The sequence below is a fragment of the Bacillus sp. FSL R5-0443 genome (assembly GCF_038608285.1).
GTDB classification, from domain to species: domain Bacteria; phylum Bacillota; class Bacilli; order Bacillales; family Bacillaceae; genus Bacillus; species Bacillus velezensis.
The window spans coordinates 576,964-600,000 of the sequence record NZ_CP152013.1; the positions used below are offsets into that span (position 1 = coordinate 576,964).

General features: G+C 47.1%; 22 protein-coding genes, 2 tRNA genes, 2 rRNA genes and 1 riboswitch (1 of these 27 only partly in view). Of the genes, 16 read left to right on the top strand and 10 right to left on the bottom strand.

Features of this window, described 5'->3' with window-relative positions; translation table 11 throughout:
• The first annotated feature begins 67 nt into the window (after positions 1 to 67).
• A complete protein-coding gene (locus NYE28_RS03030) occupies positions 68 to 685 on the top strand; it encodes an NUDIX hydrolase (protein WP_059368361.1) in 618 nt (205 codons plus the stop codon).
• Positions 686 to 720: 35 nt separating this feature from the next.
• Positions 721 to 1,503 carry a class I SAM-dependent methyltransferase gene (locus NYE28_RS03035; RefSeq protein WP_076425597.1) on the top strand — a complete coding sequence of 261 codons (783 nt, stop codon included), beginning with the start codon at positions 721 to 723 and terminating at the stop codon, positions 1,501 to 1,503.
• A 48-nt stretch (positions 1,504 to 1,551) separates the two neighbouring features.
• On the opposite strand, the gene NYE28_RS03040 is transcribed toward NYE28_RS03035, so the two are convergent.
• Positions 1,552 to 2,610 (bottom strand): tartrate dehydrogenase, encoded by a 1,059-nt coding sequence (locus tag NYE28_RS03040; protein WP_160222887.1) that lies wholly within the window; start codon positions 2,608 to 2,610, stop codon positions 1,552 to 1,554.
• Positions 2,611 to 2,792: 182 nt separating this feature from the next.
• Between NYE28_RS03040 and NYE28_RS03045 the strand changes: the two genes are divergently transcribed.
• Both NYE28_RS03045 and NYE28_RS03050 read left to right on the top strand, forming a co-directional pair.
• Positions 2,793 to 3,479, top strand: coding sequence for an FCD domain-containing protein (locus NYE28_RS03045; protein ID WP_020955411.1), 687 nt, complete (start codon positions 2,793 to 2,795; stop codon positions 3,477 to 3,479).
• A gap of 141 nt (positions 3,480 to 3,620) precedes the next feature.
• Positions 3,621 to 4,814: a macrolide family glycosyltransferase gene (locus NYE28_RS03050; RefSeq protein ID WP_337681266.1), complete on the top strand. Its 1,194-nt coding sequence runs from the start codon at positions 3,621 to 3,623 to the stop codon at positions 4,812 to 4,814.
• A 57-nt stretch (positions 4,815 to 4,871) separates the two neighbouring features.
• Here the strand turns inward: NYE28_RS03050 and NYE28_RS03055 are convergent, their stop codons facing one another.
• Positions 4,872 to 5,126, bottom strand: a complete 255-nt coding sequence (locus NYE28_RS03055; RefSeq protein WP_007409304.1) for a hypothetical protein — start codon at positions 5,124 to 5,126, stop codon at positions 4,872 to 4,874.
• Between the two features lie 231 nt (positions 5,127 to 5,357).
• Here NYE28_RS03055 and NYE28_RS03060 point away from each other — a divergent pair, with 231 nt between their 5' ends.
• Both NYE28_RS03060 and NYE28_RS03065 read left to right on the top strand, forming a co-directional pair.
• A complete protein-coding gene (locus NYE28_RS03060; RefSeq protein ID WP_007409303.1) occupies positions 5,358 to 5,627 on the top strand; it encodes a hypothetical protein in 270 nt (89 codons plus the stop codon).
• Between the two features lie 136 nt (positions 5,628 to 5,763).
• Positions 5,764 to 7,122, top strand: a complete 1,359-nt coding sequence (locus tag NYE28_RS03065) for a serine hydrolase (RefSeq protein ID WP_043021475.1) — start codon at positions 5,764 to 5,766, stop codon at positions 7,120 to 7,122.
• 52 nt (positions 7,123 to 7,174) lie between these two features.
• Here NYE28_RS03065 and NYE28_RS03070 read toward each other — a convergent pair whose 3' ends face one another.
• Positions 7,175 to 7,348: a hypothetical protein gene (locus NYE28_RS03070; RefSeq protein ID WP_007409301.1), complete on the bottom strand. Its 174-nt coding sequence runs from the start codon at positions 7,346 to 7,348 to the stop codon at positions 7,175 to 7,177.
• A 196-nt stretch (positions 7,349 to 7,544) separates the two neighbouring features.
• Between NYE28_RS03070 and NYE28_RS03075 the strand changes: the two genes are divergently transcribed.
• Positions 7,545 to 8,111, top strand: coding sequence for a YdhK family protein (locus NYE28_RS03075; protein WP_007409300.1), 567 nt, complete (start codon positions 7,545 to 7,547; stop codon positions 8,109 to 8,111).
• A 51-nt stretch (positions 8,112 to 8,162) separates the two neighbouring features.
• Here the strand turns inward: NYE28_RS03075 and NYE28_RS03080 are convergent, their stop codons facing one another.
• On the bottom strand, positions 8,163 to 9,323 hold the full coding sequence (locus NYE28_RS03080) for an MFS transporter (protein WP_007409299.1): 1,161 nt from the start codon (positions 9,321 to 9,323) through the stop codon (positions 8,163 to 8,165).
• Positions 9,324 to 9,377: 54 nt separating this feature from the next.
• Positions 9,378 to 9,477, bottom strand: a riboswitch (purine riboswitch).
• Positions 9,478 to 9,653: 176 nt separating this feature from the next.
• Here NYE28_RS03080 and NYE28_RS03085 point away from each other — a divergent pair.
• From NYE28_RS03085 to NYE28_RS03095, 3 genes are all read left to right on the top strand, one after another.
• Positions 9,654 to 10,370, top strand: coding sequence for a GntR family transcriptional regulator (locus tag NYE28_RS03085; protein ID WP_007409298.1), 717 nt, complete (start codon positions 9,654 to 9,656; stop codon positions 10,368 to 10,370).
• 121 nt (positions 10,371 to 10,491) lie between these two features.
• Positions 10,492 to 11,178 (top strand): FadR/GntR family transcriptional regulator, encoded by a 687-nt coding sequence (locus NYE28_RS03090; protein WP_031378597.1) that lies wholly within the window; start codon positions 10,492 to 10,494, stop codon positions 11,176 to 11,178.
• Positions 11,168 to 12,382, top strand: a complete 1,215-nt coding sequence (locus tag NYE28_RS03095; protein WP_012116961.1) for an MFS transporter — start codon at positions 11,168 to 11,170, stop codon at positions 12,380 to 12,382. The genes NYE28_RS03090 and NYE28_RS03095 overlap by 11 nt, the downstream gene beginning before the upstream one ends.
• A 59-nt stretch (positions 12,383 to 12,441) precedes the next feature.
• Here the strand turns inward: NYE28_RS03095 and NYE28_RS03100 are convergent, their stop codons facing one another.
• From NYE28_RS03100 to NYE28_RS03125, 6 genes are all read right to left on the bottom strand, one after another.
• Positions 12,442 to 12,756 carry a multidrug efflux SMR transporter gene (locus NYE28_RS03100; protein WP_007409295.1) on the bottom strand — a complete coding sequence of 105 codons (315 nt, stop codon included), beginning with the start codon at positions 12,754 to 12,756 and terminating at the stop codon, positions 12,442 to 12,444.
• The gene (locus NYE28_RS03105; RefSeq protein ID WP_160222890.1) at positions 12,756 to 13,085 is read right to left on the bottom strand and encodes a multidrug efflux SMR transporter; all 330 of its coding nucleotides are present in this window, start codon (positions 13,083 to 13,085) and stop codon (positions 12,756 to 12,758) included. Before NYE28_RS03105 ends, NYE28_RS03100 begins: the two co-directional genes overlap by 1 nt.
• Before the next feature lie 72 nt (positions 13,086 to 13,157).
• A complete protein-coding gene (locus NYE28_RS03110) occupies positions 13,158 to 13,739 on the bottom strand; it encodes a TetR family transcriptional regulator (RefSeq protein WP_007409294.1) in 582 nt (193 codons plus the stop codon).
• Positions 13,740 to 13,855: 116 nt separating this feature from the next.
• A complete protein-coding gene (locus tag NYE28_RS03115) occupies positions 13,856 to 15,418 on the bottom strand; it encodes an APC family permease (RefSeq protein ID WP_007409293.1) in 1,563 nt (520 codons plus the stop codon).
• 238 nt (positions 15,419 to 15,656) lie between these two features.
• The gene (locus tag NYE28_RS03120; RefSeq protein ID WP_007409292.1) at positions 15,657 to 16,511 is read right to left on the bottom strand and encodes a manganese catalase family protein; all 855 of its coding nucleotides are present in this window, start codon (positions 16,509 to 16,511) and stop codon (positions 15,657 to 15,659) included.
• Positions 16,512 to 16,622: 111 nt separating this feature from the next.
• Complete coding sequence (locus tag NYE28_RS03125) at positions 16,623 to 17,090, bottom strand: SRPBCC domain-containing protein (RefSeq protein ID WP_020955414.1); 468 nt, start codon at positions 17,088 to 17,090, stop codon at positions 16,623 to 16,625.
• Positions 17,091 to 17,217: 127 nt separating this feature from the next.
• Here NYE28_RS03125 and NYE28_RS03130 point away from each other — a divergent pair, with 127 nt between their 5' ends.
• The 6 genes from NYE28_RS03130 to NYE28_RS03155 all read left to right on the top strand — a co-directional run.
• A complete protein-coding gene (locus NYE28_RS03130) occupies positions 17,218 to 18,219 on the top strand; it encodes an acryloyl-CoA reductase (RefSeq protein WP_160222891.1) in 1,002 nt (333 codons plus the stop codon).
• A 428-nt stretch (positions 18,220 to 18,647) separates the two neighbouring features.
• Entirely contained in the window at positions 18,648 to 20,066 is a 1,419-nt protein-coding gene (locus NYE28_RS03135; protein WP_160222892.1) for a sugar porter family MFS transporter, read from the top strand.
• A gap of 301 nt (positions 20,067 to 20,367) precedes the next feature.
• Positions 20,368 to 20,444 (top strand) — tRNA-Arg (locus NYE28_RS03140).
• An 8-nt stretch (positions 20,445 to 20,452) separates the two neighbouring features.
• Positions 20,453 to 20,526: transfer RNA gene (locus tag NYE28_RS03145), tRNA-Gly, on the top strand.
• Between the two features lie 98 nt (positions 20,527 to 20,624).
• Positions 20,625 to 22,174: ribosomal RNA gene (locus tag NYE28_RS03150) — 16S ribosomal RNA — on the top strand.
• A gap of 175 nt (positions 22,175 to 22,349) precedes the next feature.
• A 23S ribosomal RNA gene (locus tag NYE28_RS03155) occupies positions 22,350 to 23,037 on the top strand (it continues 2,242 nt past the right edge of the window).
• The 16S and 23S rRNA genes sit together here with 2 tRNA genes alongside, the layout of an rRNA operon.

The window sequence follows — 23,037 nt, forward strand, 5'->3', positions numbered from 1 at the left end:
GGTACTCTCAAGGTGCAATATCCTGACTCTTGGGGTTTCGTCAATTAACATAACGGGCGGTGAAAAAATGGAGCCAAAATGGCTAGATTGGGCAAAACAGCTTCAATCCGCGGCGCAAGCGGGGCTGGCTTATTCCAAAGACATATATGATATTGAGAGATTTGAAGAAATAAGAAAAATAAGCGTGGATATCATGGCGCATCATACCGGCACCGACAAAAGGGTCATCAAAGACGTATTCGCCGGTGACACGGGCTATCCCACTCCGAAAGTTGATATCAGAGCGGCAGTTTTTAAAGATCAGAGCATATTAATGGTAAGAGAGAAAAGCGACGGCAGATGGGCGCTGCCGGGCGGATGGGCTGATATCGGGATTTCTCCGGGCGAGACCGCTGTCAAAGAAGTAAAAGAGGAGTCAGGAATCGACGTAAAGCCCGTTAAACTGTTAGCTGTAATGGATAAGAAATGCCATTCCCATCCGCCGTCCGCCGCCCACGTTTACAAAGTGTTTATCAAATGCGAGATCATCGGCGGCCGGATCAGGGAGGGAACAGAAACAAGCGCCGCCGGCTTTTTTGCGGAAACGGAACTGCCGCCGCTATCTGAAGCCCGCAATACAAAAAGTCAGATTGAAAAGATGTTTGCATATCTCAAACATCCGGACGAACCCGTTTATTTTGATTAAGGCAGCAATCAGAAAGAAAAGGGGGCCCGAGTATAATGGAGGATTCAATTAAACAGCAGGCGCAGCGGCAATTTGCCAAAAACGCCGCGAAATATGTGACTAGTCCAGGACACGCCGCAGGAGAGGATTTGGCGTATCTCGTTTCAGCTTCCGGTGCCGAAAAGCATATGGACGTGCTGGATATCGCGACGGGAGGCGGACATACGGCTAACGCTCTCGCTCCTCTCGTACGCTCTGTTATCGCCTATGACCTCACGGAAGAAATGTTAGCAGCCGCTGAAGCATTTATAACCGGAAACGGATGGACGAACGTGTCATTCGAAAAAGGCGATGCTGAAAAGATGCCGTTTTCCGATGCTGCTTTCGATATCGTCACATGCAGAATCGCGGCGCATCATTTTCCCGATGTCAGAGCCTTTGTTCATGAAGCGTTTCGGGTTGTCAAACCGGGCGGCAGACTGCTTCTCATTGACAATACCGCACCTGAAAAGGATGAATATGACCATTTTTATAATGACATTGAGAAGAGACGGGATCAGAGCCACTTTCGGGCGTGGAAAAAAACAGAATGGCTCCGTTTTCTGGAGACAGCCGGCTTCCGGATTGAATCCGCTGTCTGCTTTTTGAAACCATTTCAATTTACCGTCTGGTGTGAACGGGCAGGCCTGACTGAAGAGAAAGCCGCATTACTGGAAAAGCAGATGCTGGATGCTCCTCGTGATATACAGCGGTTTTTTTCTGTAGAAAAGGATCAATCAGGCCGTATTGCGGGCTTCACAGGTGAATCGGCCTGTTTCTGCGCGATCCGTCCCGTCTGAGACGAAAAAAACCGCTGTGCAGTTTTCCTGCCCGCGGTTTTTTTCGTATTATCTGTTCTTGATTTGAGAAATAATAGCGGAAGTGACATCTTCCGTTGTATGTTTTCCGCCGACATCAGGAGTCAGAATGCCGCTGTTTGTGACCGTTTCAATAGATTGTAAGAGGAGATGGCCCAGTTCCTCTTCTCGGAATGAATCGAGCATTAATTTCGCCGTCCATATTTGGCCTATAGGATTGGCAATTCCTTTTCCGACAATATCCGGGGCGGAGCCGTGAACAGGCTCAAACATGGAAGGATATTTGCCGTTTACATTGATGTTGGCTGCGGGAGCGATTCCGATGCTTCCCATAATCGCCGCGCCGATATCTGTCAGCACATCTCCGAACAGATTTGAAGCGACAATGACATCGAAGCGTTCCGGCTGCGTGACAAAGAAGGCCGCCAGTGCATCGATGTGCTGGGAATCCGTCTCAATCCCGGCGTACTCACGGCTGACCTCTTTAAAGATGTCATCCCAGAACGGCATCGAGTGAACAATACCGTTTGATTTCGTCGCGCTTGTGACGTGTTTCCGCCGACTTGCCGCCAGTTCGAAAGCATACCGCATCACTCTTTCCGTACCCCGGCGGGAAAAGACCGCGTTTTGTATGGCGATTTCGTCCTCACCCTGATAGATTCTGCCGCCGACAGAGCTGTACTCGCCCTCACTGTTTTCGCGGACGACTATCAGATCAAAATCTTTCGGGTTAACGAGGGGGGAAGTGATTCCCGGCAGGAGCTTCGCCGGCCGCACATTAATCACCTGTTCAAATTCCCGGCGTATCTTGATGAGCAGCCCCCACAGCGAAACATGATCGGGGACGAGTTTTTGATTCCCCGCCGCTCCCAAAAACAAAGCATCAAAGTGCTGTAACCTTTCTAATCCATCATCCGGCATCATCGTCCCGTGCTCCAAATAATACTCGCAGCTCCACGGAAAAGAAGTGAAATCAAAGGCAATGCCTCCATGTAATTCGGCGATCGCGTTCAACACCCGCTCCGCTTGAGGGACTGTTTCTTTCCCCACACCGTCCCCCGGTATGCTGGCAATCTTGTATGTTTTCATGTTTCCGTCACCTCTGAATGAATTGTTTTCGGTTTACGGCAGACTGTCGACCGTCGTTCATCATAATTCCATATTACGCCACATCCGATATGCTGACAAGCTCGGGAATGTTGCTTCCATAGATAAACTGTTATATGATCTTGGTAACAATAAGGCCTAAATTGTATGAAGAGGTAGGAAAGATGGATAATTTTAAATTAGATAAGCCAATCCCGTATTATCTGCAATTTTATTCCCAATTGAAAAAAATGATATTTGACGGGATTTTTAAACCGGGTGAACGGCTGAATGAGACTCAGCTGGCCAAGGATTTCGGAGTCAGCCGGTCGCCGGTCAGAGAAGCCATGCGGCTCCTTGAAAAGGACGGGCTTCTGACGGCAGACGATCGAAACGGCTTTGTCATTTATTCTTTGTCCGTTAAGGATGTTGAAGAGATTTATAAAATCAGAATGTCACTTGAATCACTGGCGGTCGAACTGGTTATTGATGAAGCGGCTGAGAGTGAAATTGACCTCATTGAAAAACAGCTGCGGGAGACGGAAGAAGCCATCAATAAAGGCGTCAAAGAGACTGAGATTATTTCCTTAAACGAGTCGTTTCATCGGCTCCTTGTGGATTTCAGCCGCAACAGCCGGCTGGCCATGCTGCTTGAGCATGTCAATGTGCTGATTCATTTTTGCAGAGTTCTTAATTTTAAAGGCGATGAACGTGCGGAGGTTATTCTGCATGAGCACCGGAAAGTCTTTGAAGAAATAAAAAAGGGCGACAAAACAAAAGCCGTGCAATATATGACGGAGCATCTCAAGCATGATGAAGAACATCTGAAAGGCGTGCTGAGAGCGGAAGAAACAGACGAATCATCACGATAGACAAGGCGAAATGCCTTGTCTTTTTTTTGCCGATGTCATCGAACCGTCATAAAGACCTGACGGATGTTCCTTGCATGATTTTTTCCGCGTCATTTATGATGGATATGGAAGAGACGCAAAAAAGGCAAAGGAGATTGAAAAATGGCGAAACATATTCTGATGATCAATTTTCCCGCAGAAGGACACGTAAACCCGACATTGGGTATGACAAAGGCCTTCAGCGAACGGGGCGATCACGTTCATTATATCTCAACGGAAAAATACAAAAGCAGACTGGAAGGAGTAGGGGCGAAAGTTCATCTTCACAGCGATCTGCTCAGAATGACACCCATTGATCCCGGCAGTCCGTCCGGCATACTTGCATTTTTAAAGGTTCATATCAAAACGTCACTGGAGATTTTACATATTGTGCAGCGGCTGGCAGAGGACATTCAATTCGACGCCGTCTATTATGATAAATTCGGTGCGGGAGAGCTGGTGCGGGACTATCTCAACATTCCCGGCATCTCTTCTTCAGCATCCTTCCTGTTCAATGAAGACCGTCTGAAAATACTGCCGCTCCACCCGGAATCGGGCGTGCCGTTTCAGCCGGACAGGGAATGTGAAGAGCTGTTGGCCGAGATGAAAGACAAATACGGTGTCGCCCCTGACAGCATGGTTCAATTTATGAACAACACAGGTGAATTGAACGTCGTCTATACAAGCAGATATTTTCAGCCCGAAAGTGAGACATTCGGAGATGAGTATTTATTTATCGGTCCGAGTTTTCCGAAGAGAAAAGGGCGCGTCGACTTCCCGATTGACGCATTAAAGAATGAAAAAGTCATTTATATCTCAATGGGAACGGTGCTCGGGGACACGGAAGCGTTTTTCAATCTGTGCATAGAAGCGTTCTCAGATTTTGAAGGAAAAGTAGTCATTGCCGCCGGGGAAAAAGCCGATCTGTCGAAAATCAAACAGGCGCCGGAAAACTTTATCATCGCCCCGTACGTGCCGCAGCTTGAAGTGCTGGAGCAGGCCGACGCGTTTGTCACGCATGGCGGAATGAACAGTGTAAATGAAGGCATTCATTATCAAGTGCCGCTGGTCGTCATCCCGCACGATAAAGACCAGCCGATGGTTGCGCGCCGCCTGACTGAATTGGATGCAGGCTATACCGTGCAAAAAGATGAAGTGAGCGCTGAAAAGGTAAAGCTTGCCGCGGAAGAAGTGCTGCATAACGGAAAATACAAACAAGGCATTCAAGCCATTAATGAAAGCTTTAAAGAATGTACGGACATGAAGGATGTTCTCGCCCGGATCGACCGGTTTATTGAACAAAAACATGCTCAATAATACATGGAAAAAGCCTGTTTCCTCTGTCAAAGGGAAACAGGCTTTTTATAATGGCTTTTAGATGATGTGATGTTCTGCATTTGCAAGTTTCACAAGAGTCAGAAGAGATTCTGCCTCACGTGCGTCGAGTGTTTTTGCCAGACGGTCTTTTTCAAAGATCTGCTGGCCGAAGACATTCACTGACGCCTGGTCAACCGCTGTGTGCCAGTTCTTTTGTGAATGATTCTCAGAAAAAGAGAAAACGAACACGGTGAAGACCGCTATAAGCATCGCCATGACCCAAAATTTTTGCCGATTTCCTGCTGCTGACATAGGCCGCCTCCTAAACATTTTACTGGTATTAGATCATATATGAGCTGTTTTTAACAGAGTAAAGAAGTCATTATTTCATGTAGTCCAAATGAAACGGAGCACAGCCGAAAGCCCGCCGGTCAGGCCGATGAGCCAATTCATATTTTGTTCATATTTTATTAAAAGTTTATCCAAGTCTGTCCTTTACAGTAGATATAACCACAAAATGCTGCTGAAAGGAGCCTTTAAAAAATGCATATTCATATGATCAACAAAAACCAGTTTGAGAGTGACTTGGAGGCGGCCGGCTTCAGCCGTCAGGCAGATGATATTATCGGCAAAATGAAAGAGTACGTAACGGAATACGCGGCTTCATCTGAACGGTTCCTGATTGAAATTCAAACCGTCATGAACGAATACAAAGCCGTCGTCTGCGCGATGTTTTCGACCATGGAAATTGCCGGTGCAAATAAAGACGAGAAGCATGTTGAATTCGAAGCCTGCACAGTATTGTGTGAATAAAAGACATTCATCAAACCTCCGCGGCTGCCTGAACGGCAGTATACTGACTGGTGTTCCGGAAAGGGAAAATATTGAAACTTCTAAAGCGGCCGTTCGTATAAAAGGGTAAATCAGCTTGTATATGGAGGTTCGTGAAATGAACGAAAAGAAAAAACAAGCGTTTGAACAGCTTTTCAGCACTTTAGACGAAAGACATGAAATAAACGGCGCTGTATTGGCAGCGGAAAACGGCCGCATCTTATACCAGGGTTCATTCGGCGCTGCAGAACTGAAAACAAAGAGGATGCTGAATGACCAATCGGTCTTTGAATTGGCCTCAGTATCGAAGCCGTTTACAGCTTTGGGCGTTATCATTTTAGAGCAGCAAGGGAAGCTGCGTTATGACGATATGATAGAGCGGTGGCTTCCTGATTTTCCTTATCCGGGCATTACCATTCGGCATTTACTCCATCATACGTCAGGATTGCCGGACTATATGGAGTTGTTCTTAACACATTGGGACCGGGACAGAATTGCCGTTAATCAAGATGTGATCAATATGCTCAAGCAGCATAAGCCGGATGCTTATTTCCCGCCGGGCAAGGAGTGGCTTTACAGTAATACGGGGTATGTGGTGTTAGCGGTTATTATAGAAATTGTAACAGGCATGAGTTTTGCTGAATTTATGAAACAAGCCGTATTTCATCCGCTTCGTATGCACGATACGCGGATTTATAACAGAAGGCTGAGTAAAGAAAACATTCCGAACTATGCATATGGCTATGTGTATGATGTTCATTCCGGAGAATATGTGCTGCCGGATGAACTTGAGGAAACTGATTATGTCGTCTTTCTTGACGGAATTCAAGGTGACGGAACCGTTAACTCCGCTATTAGAGATTTATATCTGTTTGATCAAGCTCTTTATACGGAAGAAATCATCGGCAAAGAGTCTAAAGATCAAGCGTTTACACCGGGCTATTGGAATGAAGAAGAGCAATTCGGATACGGATTTGGCTGGATGATTCAAAACAGCCCCCAAAAAGGGAAGGTTATCAGTCACGACGGAGGCTGGCCGGGCTATTCAACTCTGATGATCCGATATATTGACCAGAATAAAACATTGATTTATCTCAGCAATATGGAACAATCGTATCAATTTGAACAAGCTGTAATTGCCGCGGCTGTAAACATCTTATTTGATCAGCCATACGTGATTCCGAAACGTCCGGCAGATCAGAAAAAAGCAGATATCGATCCTGCGATTTACAGCAGATTTACCGGCAATTACTCATTTCAGGATGACACACATGCATCGGTGGCGGTAAAAGAAAACCGATTGTATCTTACAATAGACGGGCAGACTCCATTCGAATTATTCCCAATGACGGAAACCCGTTATTTTGTCAGGGCGCTGCCGCTTGAAATTGAATTTGCAGGTGATAAAGCACAAACAGCCCCGCATTTCGTTTTATATCAGGACGGCACAGAAGAAACGGCTGTGCGGATAGACTGAGTGACATGCAAAACAAAACCGCCGTCCTGCGAAGACGGCGGTAATAGAAAAGTCAAACCCCTTTGATGACGCGAAATTTTCTTTTCGGCTCTGACATAAATATAGAAGAAAAAATCATAGCTCCGAGCATTGTGATGTATTCCATATAAAGCGAAACCTCTGCCAAAACCAACCCCGCAATCATTAAAACAGCGCCCAATACCACCGCAAAAACCTTCGTTTTCATGATGAGTTCCCCCTATTATCTGATAAATGAATTATACTGCATCTCCATTAATGTGTACATTTTGTGAACAATTTCACCTGATGAAAGGCAATAAAGAGAGATTTGAAGAATTAGGAGAAATGACAGGCCATCTTTTTGTTTTACTGAAGAAACGAAAGGGAAAGTGAAAAATCAAAAAGGCAAAGGAGTTCTTGAAATGAAAGCGAGACTATTTTTATTCAGCATGTTTCTCCTGATCCCCGTTCTGGCGCTTGCCGGATGCAACAGCCAATCTTCAGGAGGAAGCGAAAAAGCGAAAGACAAAGAAACGCACTCTCACGAAGACATGAATCACTCAGGTTCATCCGAGGTGCCGAAAGGTTTAAAGAAGGCAGAAAATCCGACTTATAAGGTCGGCAGTGACGTCATGATTTTAGCTTCTCATATGAAAGGCATGAAAAATGCACAAGGAACCGTAAAAGGTGCTTATGATACAACGGTTTACAGTGTGTCTTACACTCCGGAAACGGGAGGAAAGCGCGTCGAAGATCATAAATGGGTCATTCAGGAAGAGCTGAAGGGCGCCGGGGATAAAACGTTAAAACCGGGTGACAAGGCCGTGATCGAGGCATCCCATATGAAAGGCATGAAGGGCGCCGAAGCCGTTATTGATTCAGCCAAAAAGACAACCGTTTATATGGTCGACTATACACCGACTGACGGCGGCCAAAAAGTAACCAATCATAAATGGGTGACAGAAGACGAGCTTGCTGCCGCAAAATAAAAAGACCGCAAAAGCCGAAGGAACTCCTTTGGCTTTTTTGCGGTCTCACATTTATGCGGATTTTCTTTTCAAAGCGGGTCTCGTTAAAGAGAATACAGCTAACGCGACAGCGATAATGACAATCAAACCGCCGCACCAGGCTGTTGCTGTGACAGAACCGGTTTGTCCGATCACGCCGCCGCCGATGGCTGACCCGAGCGCGATGCCGATCTGCAAAGCGGACGTGTTGAAGCTTTGCTGAATATCGGAAGACTCAGGCGCAATTTTGATTAAATAGCTTTGCTGCGCCGGCGCAAGGCTCCAGCTGAGCAATCCCCAGATCACCATCGCAGGCAGGAAAATGATTAAAGAAACCGTTGTCAGCGGAAGAATAAACAGAATCAGAGCGAAAGAAACGGTCACAAGCATGATGCTTTTAAATGCTCCTAAACGGTCATACAGCCACCCTCCGAACGGGCCGCCGCATACCGCTGACAGACCGAACAAAAAGTAGCATACACTGACCCAAACGGAACTCAAATGAAGCGTTCTTTCCAAAAAAGGCGCAAAGTAGGCATAGAGTGTGTAATGCCCCGCCAATGTAAACAAGGTGACAAGATGTGCGCTGGCAATTTTGGCGGTCCCGATCGTCTTGATCTGCTCACGAAACGGAATCATTTTTTCAGCAGGTATTTTTTCAAAAAAGACGCTGATAATCAGCATGGAAACGAGAGATAATACGCCGATTCCCAAGAACAGAACGCGCCATCCGAAGGCATTGCTGATGATAATGCCGACAGGCACGCCTAAAGCGATTGCGGAGCTGAACCCCATGAAAATGATGCCGATCGCCCGCGCTCTGTATTCAGGCGCCACGATTTTAGGAGCAATCGTTAAAGAAAGGACGACAATCAGCCCTGTGCTCATGGAAGCGAGAACCCGTGACACCATAAGTACGGCGAAATTGGGACTGAAATAAGCCACCAGATTACTTAGGAAGAAAATAAACAGTGCGATTAAATAAAGCCGCTTTCGTTCAGCCTTTGCCGTCACCGCCAAAAGCAGCGGGCCGGATACCGCGTAACCGAGCGCAAACACGCTGATCAGCTGCCCCGCGCTGACGATAGATATATCTAAGTCGGAAGCGATTTGCGGAAGAATACCGCCCACAATTAATTCAACCAATCCGACTGCGATGGTAGATGCTGCAAGCAGAAATACTTTGAAATTCATGTACAGATACTCCTTTTTTTATTTTTTAGAAAATAAAAAATCCTGATTACAAAAAGTGTACGGGACAATTTTTGTAATCAGGATTTTACGGTTCCTGGTAGACACCCTCAAACCATATCATTGAGGTTATACAATGTATGCAATATTCGGTTGTGTCCGTTTCTGCAAAAATTCTACCATAATAGTGAGGGAGATTCCATAGAAAATTCGAGGAAATCCTTTCAATTTCAATATCGGCGGCTGTAACGTCATTGATGAAGCAGGGAAAAAAATTTATGATAACCGTAAGGAGTCTATACAGATCAAACATTATACAGCCGGAGGAAACCGATGAATAAGTACGAAAAAATCGCCAACGAAATGAGAAAGAGGATTAAAAGCAGTGTATATGACATAGATCAGCCGATCCCGGATGAAAAGACGCTCGCTGCGGAGTTCGGGTGCAGCCGGATGACGATGAAGCGGGCGCTTGATACACTTGCGGCTGAAGGAATGCTTTTCAGAAAAAGAGGGCACGGCACGTTTATCATTCAATCAGCCATGCAGGATGAGCACGTTCACGTAGTCAGCAACGAAATTCTCGGCCTGAGCAATTTGTTAAAAGGAAAAAATATCAAGAGCAAGGTCATCCGGTTTGAAGTGCAGTTTCCGTCTCAAGATGTCGCCGCACATTTGGCCATCGATGAAAAGACTCCCGTCTATTATGTAGTAAGGCTCAGAATTGTTGAAGGCGAACCGTACGTTCTTGAAAAAACGTACATGCCGGCGAGCCTTATACCCGGCATTAATGACGAGGTGCTCAACCATTCCATCTACGATCATATTACGCGGGAACTCCAGCTCAAAATCGCAGGCTCACACAGAAAAATCAGAGCGTGCAAGTCGGATGATATGGATCAGCAATATCTCGGCTGCCGGCCGGATGACCCGATACTTGAAGTCGAGCATGTAGGCTTTTTGGACAACGGCACTCCCTTTGAATATTCATTTTCCCGCCACCGTCATGACAAGTTTGTCGTGACCTCAGTCAATATAAAACGTTCATAAAAGCGCCGAAGAGTGAGAGAAAAACTCACTCTTTTTTTGTTGCCGCTGATTTACATCTTCGCTTTTTTTATGTTATATTACCCAATGATAGAATCATCCTACAAATTTCAGAGGTGTTTTGATGGAGATATCCAAAACAAGCAGACTGTCGCTCGTAGAACAAGTGGTGACGCAAATTGAATCGTTAATTCAATCGGATAAATGGCCGGTCGGGACGCGCATTCCCCCTGAGCTGGATTTAATGAAGCAATTTGATGTGAGCCGAAACACATTGCGTGAGGCCATTCGGGCGCTCGTACATGCCGGCCTGCTTCAGACAAGGCAGGGGAGCGGTACGTATGTCAGCTCATCCAGTGTTCTCGGCGCGGCATTTTACCGCCATATTAAAAAATCAAATTTGCTTGAAACATTAGAAGTCAGATACGCACTCGAAAGAGAAGCTGCGCGATTGGCGGCGGAAAGGCGTAATGACGAAGACCTGAAAGCACTGAAGGTGTGCTTGGATGAATGTGAAGCGGCCTTGCAAAATGAAGATCGAAAACGGTATGCCGAGGCTGACATTAAACTGCACAAAACCATTGTACAGGCGGCCCATAACAACATGCTCTCTGATCTTTACGAGCATATGACGGAGGCGCTTTGTGCGTCAGTCCATAACCTGTTGGAAATCACCCCTGCTATACGGATCCACACCCAGCTTGCCGCCGCGATTATCGGACAGAAACCGGATCAGGCCATGGAGGCCGTCAACCAATACATCACAGTATTTAAAGATACAATACACATGGAGGATGAACATGAAAATTAAAGACGAACATCAAATTCTGCAAGCAAGTCAGCGTAAAAAACTGATATTGCTGGTCATCGGAGTCATATTGATAGGGGCCAACCTCAGAGCGCCTCTGACATCGGTCGGGCCGCTCGTTTCCTCAATTCGGGACAGCCTCGGCATGACCAATGCGGCTGCCGGCACCATTACGACAGTGCCGCTTTTGGCCTTTGCATGTCTGTCGCCGTTTGTTCCTTTATTGTCCCGGCGCTTCGGGACCGAGATTGTGTTACTGTCATCATTAATTGTCCTGACAGCCGGAACTCTGCTGCGCTCCATCGCCGGAATCGGCACTCTCTTTTTCGGAACGATCCTGTTGGGATTGTCGATCGCCGTATGCAACGTCCTGCTGCCGAGTCTCATTAAACATAAGTTTCCCGGAAATTTAGGCATCATGACCGGCGTCTACTCGGTTTCTATGAATCTGTGCGGCGCGATTGCATCCGGCATCAGCGTGCCGATCGCCTCTTCAGCGGGGTTAGGCTGGAAAGGCGCGCTCGGCTGCTGGGCTATCCTTTCTTTCATTGCGTTTGTCATGTGGATTCCGCAAATGCGAGGACGCGAACTGCCCGTCCGCACGACTGGGACAAACGGAGAGAAGAAAAGCAGTCTGCTGCGGTCTCCGCTTGCTTGGAAGGTGACGATGTTCATGGGGCTGCAATCCCTTATTTTTTACACCGTCATCGCTTGGCTGCCGGAAATTCTTCAGCAGAATGGACTCAGCTCAAGTAAGGCGGGATGGATGCTTTCATTAATGCAATTCTCAGTCCTGCCGATTACTTTTATCGTGCCGATCGCTGCCGCTAAAATGAAAAATCAGCGCGCACTCGCCGGACTGACGGCTTTATTTTTCCTTATCGGCATTGCCGGCGTTCTTTTCGGAAGCCCGGCTCTCACTCCGCTATGGGTCATTTTAATCGGAATTGCGGGAGGCTGTGCGTTCAGCTTGGCGATGATGTTCTTCAGCCTGCGGACCCGGCATGTTCATGAAGCCGCGGCGCTTTCCGGCATGGCCCAGTCATTCGGATACCTACTTGCCGCGTTCGGGCCGCTCGTATTCGGTTTGCTGCATGACATCACGCACGGCTGGACGGTTCCGTTATTCATGCTGATCGCAGTCTCCGTTCTGATCTTCATTTTCGGAGTCGGAGCGGGAAAAGCGGAACAGATCAAAACAGCATAAAAAAACAAAGGGCCCGCTTAGGGTCCTTTGTTTTTTATTTAAAAAGCTGTCTCAGGCCGTCACGTTGTCAGTTTTAAGCCGATGACACCAATGAGGATAAGCCCTAGAGACACCAATTGTGACAGATTGAATTTTTCTTTAAACCAAAGTATGCCCACGGCCGAAACGCCGATGCTTCCCATGCCGGTCCAAGCCGCATACGCGACACCTGTGGGAAGAACCTGCATCGCTCCGGAAAGGCAAAAGAATGAAAGCATAAAGCCTGTTACCATGACAATCAGCGGCCACTTTTTTTTAAAACCGTCAATATGTTTCATGGCAACGGCCGCTACAACTTCCTCCGCTCCGGCAATAAATAACAGCAGCCATGCCATTAATGTTCACCCCTTGTTTCAGTTTCTTTCGTATATACCTTCATTCCTAAAATGCCGGACAACAGCAAAGCCAAAAAGAATATTTGCCCGATTGAAAACGATTCGCCTAAAATGACGCCCGTTACATATGTGCCGACGGTGCCTATTCCGACAAAAACGGTATATGCGGCAGCCATCGGAATTTTTTTATAAGAGCGGATCAGCATCAGAAAGCTGACGGCAATCAGAAGGAAAATACCAATCCAATCAAAGAGCGAATCCGCATGCTTCAGGGCGGACGCCCAAACTACTTCTAACAGTCCGGCTATCAATACAAGCAGCCAATACATGATACAGTCACCTCAGTTATGAATGAATGTCAGTCATTTTTACGGCGGTCAAAAATGATCGGTCTCTGCCAATCATTTCTGCAAGCTTCTTTTGAGAAAGCTGAATATTTCTTTTTTATATACTTCGAGATCGACATCCTGTTCACAGCCGATATAAAACCGTTCAGCCGCGTTCTCGACAACGTTGATAATCGTTCTGGCTGTCCATCTGACATGAATGCCGCTGTGGACCTCACCCTGTTCAATGGCCGTATTGATCACGCCTTCCAGCCAGGAATAATAAGGCTGATAAATGGCTTCCCATTTCTCCATTGAATGATCGATGGCAAGACCGGAATAACAGAGAACGATAATATCTTTATGAAGCCGGGTGATGTGAAATGTCTCATCTACCAAAATGTCCAGCAACGTCCAAAAATCTTCAGAACCGTCCGTTTTCCCTTTTATTCTGTCCAGCGTAGTGTCGAGCAGGTTTTCTGCAATCGCGGATATCAGTGCGTTTTTAGAAGAAAAATATAAGTAAAACGTACCTTGGGCCGTTCCGGCTTTTTTGACGATTTCTGAAATGGATGCTTTGTCTAATCCTTTTTCAGAAATGACTTCAATCGCGGCTTGCAGGATCTTTTCGTATTTTCCCGAGCTTTGTTTTGCCAATAGAGGGGTTCCTCCTTTTATGAATGACTGTCATTCATTTTATCGCATGTTCGCTTTTTTGTCATCCCTTAAAATAAAAATACCGGAAAGAAGACCATACTTCTTTCCGGCATTCGTCATTTATCACTGTCGATCATAGCCTTCGGCAGTCCCGTATATTTTGCCCAGTAATAAATACCGAGCGAACCGATGGCGATCAGAATCAGGTCAAGCGGATTGCTGATAATGCCCAATCCGTGGCCGAACGAGCCGAGATAGGAGAAAATCAGCATCATGACATAAAAGCCGACGATCCACCATGCTGATTTCAGCTGCTGCCGTATGCTGACATCATCTTTGGGAGCATATTTACTGAAACAGAGATAGATCAGAAACATGACAATTTGAGAACCGAGAAGCCAGGATACGGTGCGCCATCCGGACCAATATACAATATAAGAGGTAAAAATAAACGACAGCGGCCCGATGATGCTCATCCCTTTTAAATAAAACGGTCTGTTAATATTCTTCGCGTTGACTCTCAGCGCCGCAGAAGAAATCGGCGCAATCGCATAAGACAGAATCAATGCGACGGAGCATACGTTGACAAGAGCGTTCCAAGAAGGGAACGGAAGCGTCCAAAAAACAGCCAGACCGAACGAAAGCCAAAGGGAGGCACGCGGTGTCCCGGTTTCTTTATTGACTTTAGAAAAAATGCTGAATAATGTTCCGTTTCTGGCCCAGGCATAGACGAGACGTGAAGTCGTATTCATAAAGATATTTCCGTTACCGCCCGGTGATAAAATCGCATCTAAAATGACCAATGTCGCCAGCCACCCCAAACCGAGCAAAACGGCGATATCTTTGAACGGAAGGGAGAATTCAGTCCCGATAGCCGGCCATCCGTGCTTCAGGGTATCCGCCGGGATCGCCCCGATAAAAGTGAGCTGCAGCACGGTGTAAATAATAGTAGAAACGATAATACAGACAATCAATGCGATCGGAATGTTCCGCTTCGGATTCTGCACTTCACTCGCGACAGCCACAATCGGATGCAGCCCAAGGTATGCAAACATGACGCCGCCTGTGGAAATCGCGGCCTGAATTCCGGTGAAGCCAAAAGGCGCGAATCCGTGAACGGTCATATTGCCCGGGTGAAAATGAAAAATCAGTACCACAATTACCGTAATCGGTACGACATATTTAAAAATCGAAATAATGAAGTTTGCTTTCGCAAAGGTTTTGACACTCCAGTAATTGAGGAGGAAGAACAGGCAGAGCAGCGCAAATTGCAATATCCACCCGGCAATTGTCGGAGAATCGGAGCCTTTTACGGTCAAACCGGGAAACCAATACGCCACGTATTGGCGGACTGCCGTGACTTCTATAGAAATAAGACTCGTGTATGCCACAATGGTGACAAAGGAAATTAAATATCCGACGAGGTGTCCGTGTGAATATACGGGATACCGGATAATTCCCCCGGTCCGCGGCAGCGCGGCGCCCAGTTCCGCATAAACCAAGCCGATCAATAAGATGATTCCCCCGCCGATCAGCCAGGAAAAAACGCCTGATGGGCCCGCTTTAGAGGCGACGTTGCTGACGGCAAACAGCCATGCCGAACCGAATATGGCTCCCATGCCGATTAAAATAAGATCAAAAAGTGACATAGTTTTCTGGAAGTTTCCTTGCTTAGACATTCGCTGCCTCCTTAGAAAAGACATTGTTCTCTTTACATAATTCCCATTATCATTCAAACATACCCAGCCGGCCGGCTGGAAAATTAGGACAACTTTCGAAACGAAGTATGTACAGCAATGTGCTCACATTATAATAACGGCCGTATGGCAAGATCTCCCGGCTTATATTCCCCGTTTTAAACACATTCAAACCTCATATTCAGAAAAACAAAAAACGCCCGAAACAGGCGTTTTTTTGTTACAAGTTCATATCTTTCAGTCCGGGGCTGTGCTCATTCGGAAGCTCAGGAAGTTCTGGCACGGGGAAACCTTTAGGAGGCTCGGACACACTTAATTCGCCGCCGTTTCGGCTCGGCGTCGTTCCCTGCAGAATTTCTCCGATCCGTGTCGGATCCAGTCTGAAATTAAATTGGGTATTATGATAACCCATCTCAACGAATTTCCGGCATTCCGGGTATTTTTCAATATCATAATTCGGCACGGGAAATAATTTGCCCCATTCGACACCCAGTGTTTCCAACGCTTTTGTAAATGCATTTTGATGGGCGTTGTCACGGACGATCAGAAAACCGAGTGTTTCTCTGAACGTCTGATTTGAACTCATTTCATAAATGCGCGTCTTTTGCAGCACGCCGGTTGATTCCAGCACGACATTGTCCAATAAATCGGAAATCAGGTTCCCGTGGTTGTATACCCAAGACCCGTTCCATGGATTGCCGCCGGCGTCTACAGGAAGAGAACTTTGCGCTCCGATGATAAAATGGTGCGGATTGGCGTGTTTAACTGCTTCGTCAAGCGGCGCCTGATCTGCTGCCTGATTTCCGGGGCCCTCAGCGCCGCTTTCGTCGAGCAGCGCATTAATCGTATGCTGGACAAGCTCAACGTGTGCGATCTCTTCTAAAAATACACCGCGAAGCAGGTCACGGAACTGTTTTTCTTTTCCTCTGAAATTAGAGCTTTGGAAAAAGTATTGCATCATCGTCCGCATTTCTCCGTAGTGCCCGCCTAAAATTTCCTGAAGCACCTTGGCCGCGGCCGGGTCCGGCTTGTCCGGTTTAATGATATTGATCAGCTCTTCTTTGTAATAATACATAAACAGCGCCCCCTGAAAGAAGTTTTCGGTTCTTCTGTTAGTGTCTTTGCAAAGTCAGTTTTTATGTATCGGCATCAAAAAAAGGACGGAAAGCTTGTCCGTCCTTCTGTATTAAGCCTCAACAGCCCCGCGAAGTTTCGTGTTGACAAGCCCGTTCCATCCTTGATCCATCGTACTGTGAATCTCGGAGCTTTTCCGATTGACTTTATTGATGACGGCTTCCGGCTCTTTCCATCCGCCGTGAATGAGAGTGAATTCCGTATCTCCGCTTTCCGTTTCCTTTAAGACAAAAGAAACGATCCAGCCTTCCGTATCCCACGAAAAAGAAAGGCGGTACGGCGCTTCAATATCCAGCAGCTTGCACGGAGACGGACCGAACGGAGATTCCAGCTGAAACTCACTGTCTTCTTGAGGTGTGAAATCATTCGGCATAAACCAGAGAGACAGGCCGTCCGCAGTGGAGACCGTATCCCAGACAACTTGTATCGGCGCCTTGAAAACGGCGGTATGAATAATGTCCGGTAATGGCTGATTGCTGCTGTTGTTGTTTTTGTTATCTTTGTTTTGTTTATCAGACATGATGCGTAACCACTCTTTCGCTGTTTTTACTTTTGATCATACTACACGGGGCAGGACATTTGAAATCAAATCAAACTTATTCTATGCTTTTCCAAAGCCATTCAATTCATTTTAAGGAGACGTAGTGATGACAGATCAATTTAAAGCGTTAGTAGTCGATCAACGTGAAGACCGGTTTTCAGTCAGCGTACGGGAGCTGGCGGTTCAGGACCTTCCCGAGGGTGAAGTGCTGATTAAGGTTTGCTACTCAGGGGTGAATTATAAAGACAGCTTGGCTGCCATTCCTGACGGCAAGATTGTAACGTCGTATCCTTTCGTGCCGGGAATTGATTTAGCGGGAATCGTCGTTTCCTCAGATGACGCCCGTTTCAAAGAGGGGGACAAAGTCATTGCGACAAGCTACGGCATAGGTGTTTCCCGCTTTGGCGGTTATAGCGGGATGGCCCGCATTCCGGCTGATTGGATCGTGCCGCTGCCTGAAGGTCTGACACTTAAAGAAGCCATGACGATCGGAACCGCCGGCTTCACTGCCGCATTGTCCGTCCAGCGTCTTGAAGAAAACCATGCCGCTCCTGAAAAAGGGAAGGTGCTGGTGAGGGGAGCGACAGGCGGCGTCGGAAGCTTTGCCGTCTCCATTCTTTCAACCTTAGGTTACGAGGTCGAGGCCAGTACGGGAAAAGAAGACGAAAGCGGCTATTTGAAGAGCCTCGGAGCAAAGACGGTCATTCACCGTGACGAAGTGTATAACGGCACGTTAAAACCAATGCAAAAACAAAAATGGGCAGCGGCCGTCGATCCGGTCGGAGGTGAGCCGCTTGCTTCAGTTCTCAGCCAGATTCAGTACGGCGGATCAGTTGCTGTGAGCGGACTGACAGCGGGAACGAAACTCCCGGCTACAGTCTTTCCGTTTATATTGCGCGGCGTCAGTCTCTTGGGAATCGATTCCGTATTCTGTCCGATGGAGACAAGAAAGAAAACATGGCAGCGTTTAGCTGATGACTTCAAGCCTGCAGATCTGGAGGCCTTTATTCAAAAGGAAATTACACTTGAAGAGCTGCCGGATACGCTTCCTGCTCTTTTAAAAGGAGAAGCGAGAGGAAGAACGATCGTTACAATAAACGAAGAATAAATCAAAAACCCCCAACTGCTGATTGGGGGTTTTCAATATATAATCAATTTTTTATCTAAAAGAGATTAACTATTGATCATATAGTGAAAATGAGTTGATTAAAAACATAAATTGATTACATATAGGTGATATAAAGGTAAGTTATAAAATTATATGAAATATTTATTGACTGAAAGCGCTTTTAAAATTATGATAATAACATAAGTGCCAATAATATCATTATAACTTCACTACAAAGTAACTATAAAATAACAATTTGACGAGAGGGGAGAGCGGATAATCACTATAAATGATAACGCTTTCATGTTATTTTCTTCTTATATAACTGTTTTGGACGGTCAGAACTTGTATGCAGACGTTATGGGTGCAAATATTGATAACTGAATATTCCGATATTATCTCTGTGTAAAAACTAGGAGGATTTGAAGATGAATAAAAATAGCAGCCAGCATTCATTTTTGAGAACCATCATTTTAGTATCGACGTTCGGGGGTCTACTTTTCGGCTATGATACAGGTGTAATTAATGGGGCGCTGCCGTTTATGGCGGAAGCTGACCAGCTTAATCTTACCGCTTTGACTGAAGGGATGGTGGCGAGCTCCCTGCTCTTGGGGGCTGCGATCGGAGCAGTTTTCGGAGGGAGATTGTCGGACTATAACGGCAGACGTAAAAATATCCTTATCCTTGCCGTTTTGTTCTTTGCAGCAACGCTTGGATGTACACTGGCGCCTAGCGTATCGGTTATGATCATCTCCCGTTTTCTGCTGGGACTTGCCGTCGGGGGAGCATCCGTAACCGTTCCGGCATATTTGGCTGAAATGTCGCCGGCGGAAAGCCGAGGGAGAATGGTTACCCAAAATGAATTGATGATTGTAACAGGCCAGCTGCTTGCCTTCACGTGTAATGCTATCATCGGCAATGTGCTTGGTGATATCTCTCACGCCTGGCGCTATATGCTCGTTATCGCGGCCCTTCCGGCGGTATTCTTGTTTTTCGGTATGCTGAAAGTTCCTGAAAGTCCGCGCTGGCTGGTTTCTAAAGGAAGAAAAGAAGATGCTCTGCACGTTCTCCGGCGAATAAGGAGTGAAGAGAAAGCGAAGTCTGAGCTCGCTGAAATTGAATCTGCCTTTCATAAGGAAGCTGAGATGGAGCAGGCCGCCTTTAAGGATCTTGCCGTTCCGTGGGTGCGCCGCATTGTGTTTATCGGGATCGGAATTGCGGTAGTGCAGCAGCTCACCGGCGTGAATTCAATTATGTATTATGGAACTCAAATTTTAAAAGATGCTGGTTTCGAGACAAAAGCCGCATTAATCGGCAATATCGCTAACGGTGTGATTTCGGTGCTCGCGACTTTTGTAGGAATATGGCTTCTCGGCAAAGTCGGCCGACGCCCGATGCTGATGACGGGGCTGATCGGAACGACTGCGGTGCTGCTTTTGATCGGAGTTCTGTCTGTCGTGCTGAAAGGATCGCCCGCTCTTCCTTATGTGGTTCTTTCATTAACAGTCACTTTCCTTGCGTTTCAGCAGGGGGCTGTCTCTCCGGTGACCTGGCTGATGCTGTCGGAGATATTCCCGCTTCGATTGCGGGGACTTGGTATGGGGGTCACTGTCTTCTGCCTCTGGATCGTGAACTTCCTTGTTGGTTTCACTTTTCCGGTCCTGCTCGCAAACATCGGATTGTCTGCAACCTTCTTCATTTTTGTCCTGTTAGGGATAGCGTCCGTTATATTTGTGAAAAGGTTCCTTCCGGAAACGAAAGGTCTGTCGCTCGAACAGCTTGAACAAAACTTCCGTGCTTATGAAAAAACAGATCGTAATAGCGCAGAAGCCAAGGTGAGCGGGTAATCTGGATAGATGCGGGGTTCCTAGGAATCCTGCTTTTTTATTTATTATATAGAAGGGAATAATAAGTGAGAAAAAAGTTTCGTAAAAGTGTTGACCTAATTTAAAGTGCATGGTATATTATTAAACGTCGCTGATGAACAAAGCGATAACGACAAATGAGAAAATGATCTTTTAAAAAAAGACTTTACAAATTCTCAAAAGCGTGTATAATAAATGAGGTCGAGAAAAAGATTTTAAAAGAAATAAAAAAACACTTGACATCATAACTGATTGGTAGTATGATAGTTAAGTCGCCTGATAAGCGCCCGTAGCTCAATTGGATAGAGCGTTTGACTACGGATCAAAAGGTTAGGGGTTCGACTCCTCTCGGGCGCGCCAATTCAAACGCGGGTGTAGTTTAGTGGTAAAACCTCAGCCTTCCAAGCTGATGTCGTGAGTTCGATTCTCATCACCCGCTCCATTATAATGATCTTTGAAAACTAAACAAGACAAAACGTACCTGTTAATTCAAAGTTTTAAATAAATCGCACAGTGATGTGCGTAGTCAGTCAAACTACTTTATCGGAGAGTTTGATCCTGGCTCAGGACGAACGCTGGCGGCGTGCCTAATACATGCAAGTCGAGCGGACAGATGGGAGCTTGCTCCCTGATGTTAGCGGCGGACGGGTGAGTAACACGTGGGTAACCTGCCTGTAAGACTGGGATAACTCCGGGAAACCGGGGCTAATACCGGATGGTTGTCTGAACCGCATGGTTCAGACATAAAAGGTGGCTTCGGCTACCACTTACAGATGGACCCGCGGCGCATTAGCTAGTTGGTGAGGTAACGGCTCACCAAGGCGACGATGCGTAGCCGACCTGAGAGGGTGATCGGCCACACTGGGACTGAGACACGGCCCAGACTCCTACGGGAGGCAGCAGTAGGGAATCTTCCGCAATGGACGAAAGTCTGACGGAGCAACGCCGCGTGAGTGATGAAGGTTTTCGGATCGTAAAGCTCTGTTGTTAGGGAAGAACAAGTGCCGTTCAAATAGGGCGGCACCTTGACGGTACCTAACCAGAAAGCCACGGCTAACTACGTGCCAGCAGCCGCGGTAATACGTAGGTGGCAAGCGTTGTCCGGAATTATTGGGCGTAAAGGGCTCGCAGGCGGTTTCTTAAGTCTGATGTGAAAGCCCCCGGCTCAACCGGGGAGGGTCATTGGAAACTGGGGAACTTGAGTGCAGAAGAGGAGAGTGGAATTCCACGTGTAGCGGTGAAATGCGTAGAGATGTGGAGGAACACCAGTGGCGAAGGCGACTCTCTGGTCTGTAACTGACGCTGAGGAGCGAAAGCGTGGGGAGCGAACAGGATTAGATACCCTGGTAGTCCACGCCGTAAACGATGAGTGCTAAGTGTTAGGGGGTTTCCGCCCCTTAGTGCTGCAGCTAACGCATTAAGCACTCCGCCTGGGGAGTACGGTCGCAAGACTGAAACTCAAAGGAATTGACGGGGGCCCGCACAAGCGGTGGAGCATGTGGTTTAATTCGAAGCAACGCGAAGAACCTTACCAGGTCTTGACATCCTCTGACAATCCTAGAGATAGGACGTCCCCTTCGGGGGCAGAGTGACAGGTGGTGCATGGTTGTCGTCAGCTCGTGTCGTGAGATGTTGGGTTAAGTCCCGCAACGAGCGCAACCCTTGATCTTAGTTGCCAGCATTCAGTTGGGCACTCTAAGGTGACTGCCGGTGACAAACCGGAGGAAGGTGGGGATGACGTCAAATCATCATGCCCCTTATGACCTGGGCTACACACGTGCTACAATGGACAGAACAAAGGGCAGCGAAACCGCGAGGTTAAGCCAATCCCACAAATCTGTTCTCAGTTCGGATCGCAGTCTGCAACTCGACTGCGTGAAGCTGGAATCGCTAGTAATCGCGGATCAGCATGCCGCGGTGAATACGTTCCCGGGCCTTGTACACACCGCCCGTCACACCACGAGAGTTTGTAACACCCGAAGTCGGTGAGGTAACCTTTTAGGAGCCAGCCGCCGAAGGTGGGACAGATGATTGGGGTGAAGTCGTAACAAGGTAGCCGTATCGGAAGGTGCGGCTGGATCACCTCCTTTCTAAGGATTTTAACGGAATATAAGACCTTGGGTCTTATAAACAGAACGTTCCCTGTCTTGTTTAGTTTTGAAGGATCATTCGATTCTTCGAGATGTTGTTCTTTGAAAACTAGATAACAGAAGTAATTCACATTCAATTAGTAATGCAAGATATCACGTAGTGATTCTTTTTAACGGTTAAGTTAGAAAGGGCGCACGGTGGATGCCTTGGCACTAGGAGCCGATGAAGGACGGGACGAACACCGATATGCTTCGGGGAGCTGTAAGCAAGCTTTGATCCGGAGATTTCCGAATGGGGAAACCCACCACTCGTAATGGAGTGGTATCCATATCTGAATACATAGGATATGAGAAGGCAGACCCGGGGAACTGAAACATCTAAGTACCCGGAGGAAGAGAAAGCAAATGCGATTCCCTGAGTAGCGGCGAGCGAAACGGGACCAGCCCAAACCAAGAGGCTTGCCTCTTGGGGTTGTAGGACACTCTGTACGGAGTTACAAAGGAACGAGGTAGATGAAGAGGTCTGGAAAGGCCCGCCATAGGAGGTAACAGCCCTGTAGTCAAAACTTCGTTCTCTCCTGAGTGGATCCTGAGTACGGCGGAACACGTGAAATTCCGTCGGAATCCGGGAGGACCATCTCCCAAGGCTAAATACTCCCTAGTGACCGATAGTGAACCAGTACCGTGAGGGAAAGGTGAAAAGCACCCCGGAAGGGGAGTGAAAGAGATCCTGAAACCGTGTGCCTACAAGTAGTCAGAGCCCGTTAACGGGTGATGGCGTGCCTTTTGTAGAATGAACCGGCGAGTTACGATCCCGTGCAAGGTTAAGCAGAAGATGCGGAGCCGCAGCGAAAGCGAGTCTG

What these genes read in the sequence shown, in the direction of transcription:
- NYE28_RS03030 (WP_059368361.1), top strand. Translation starts at nt 68, where the DNA reads ATGGAGCCAAAATGGCTAGATTGGGCAAAACAGCTTCAATCCGCGGCG.
- NYE28_RS03035 (WP_076425597.1), top strand. Translation starts at nt 721, where the DNA reads ATGGAGGATTCAATTAAACAGCAGGCGCAGCGGCAATTTGCCAAAAAC.
- NYE28_RS03040 (WP_160222887.1), bottom strand. Translation starts at nt 2,610, where the DNA reads ATGAAAACATACAAGATTGCCAGCATACCGGGGGACGGTGTGGGGAAA.
- NYE28_RS03045 (WP_020955411.1), top strand. Translation starts at nt 2,793, where the DNA reads ATGGATAATTTTAAATTAGATAAGCCAATCCCGTATTATCTGCAATTT.
- NYE28_RS03050 (WP_337681266.1), top strand. Translation starts at nt 3,621, where the DNA reads ATGGCGAAACATATTCTGATGATCAATTTTCCCGCAGAAGGACACGTA.
- NYE28_RS03055 (WP_007409304.1), bottom strand. Translation starts at nt 5,126, where the DNA reads ATGTCAGCAGCAGGAAATCGGCAAAAATTTTGGGTCATGGCGATGCTT.
- NYE28_RS03060 (WP_007409303.1), top strand. Translation starts at nt 5,358, where the DNA reads ATGCATATTCATATGATCAACAAAAACCAGTTTGAGAGTGACTTGGAG.
- NYE28_RS03065 (WP_043021475.1), top strand. Translation starts at nt 5,764, where the DNA reads ATGAACGAAAAGAAAAAACAAGCGTTTGAACAGCTTTTCAGCACTTTA.
- NYE28_RS03070 (WP_007409301.1), bottom strand. Translation starts at nt 7,348, where the DNA reads ATGAAAACGAAGGTTTTTGCGGTGGTATTGGGCGCTGTTTTAATGATT.
- NYE28_RS03075 (WP_007409300.1), top strand. Translation starts at nt 7,545, where the DNA reads ATGAAAGCGAGACTATTTTTATTCAGCATGTTTCTCCTGATCCCCGTT.
- NYE28_RS03080 (WP_007409299.1), bottom strand. Translation starts at nt 9,323, where the DNA reads ATGAATTTCAAAGTATTTCTGCTTGCAGCATCTACCATCGCAGTCGGA.
- NYE28_RS03085 (WP_007409298.1), top strand. Translation starts at nt 9,654, where the DNA reads ATGAATAAGTACGAAAAAATCGCCAACGAAATGAGAAAGAGGATTAAA.
- NYE28_RS03090 (WP_031378597.1), top strand. Translation starts at nt 10,492, where the DNA reads ATGGAGATATCCAAAACAAGCAGACTGTCGCTCGTAGAACAAGTGGTG.
- NYE28_RS03095 (WP_012116961.1), top strand. Translation starts at nt 11,168, where the DNA reads ATGAAAATTAAAGACGAACATCAAATTCTGCAAGCAAGTCAGCGTAAA.
- NYE28_RS03100 (WP_007409295.1), bottom strand. Translation starts at nt 12,756, where the DNA reads ATGGCATGGCTGCTGTTATTTATTGCCGGAGCGGAGGAAGTTGTAGCG.
- NYE28_RS03105 (WP_160222890.1), bottom strand. Translation starts at nt 13,085, where the DNA reads ATGTATTGGCTGCTTGTATTGATAGCCGGACTGTTAGAAGTAGTTTGG.
- NYE28_RS03115 (WP_007409293.1), bottom strand. Translation starts at nt 15,418, where the DNA reads ATGTCTAAGCAAGGAAACTTCCAGAAAACTATGTCACTTTTTGATCTT.
- NYE28_RS03120 (WP_007409292.1), bottom strand. Translation starts at nt 16,511, where the DNA reads ATGTATTATTACAAAGAAGAGCTGATCAATATCATTAAACCGGACAAG.
- NYE28_RS03125 (WP_020955414.1), bottom strand. Translation starts at nt 17,090, where the DNA reads ATGTCTGATAAACAAAACAAAGATAACAAAAACAACAACAGCAGCAAT.
- NYE28_RS03130 (WP_160222891.1), top strand. Translation starts at nt 17,218, where the DNA reads ATGACAGATCAATTTAAAGCGTTAGTAGTCGATCAACGTGAAGACCGG.
- NYE28_RS03135 (WP_160222892.1), top strand. Translation starts at nt 18,648, where the DNA reads ATGAATAAAAATAGCAGCCAGCATTCATTTTTGAGAACCATCATTTTA.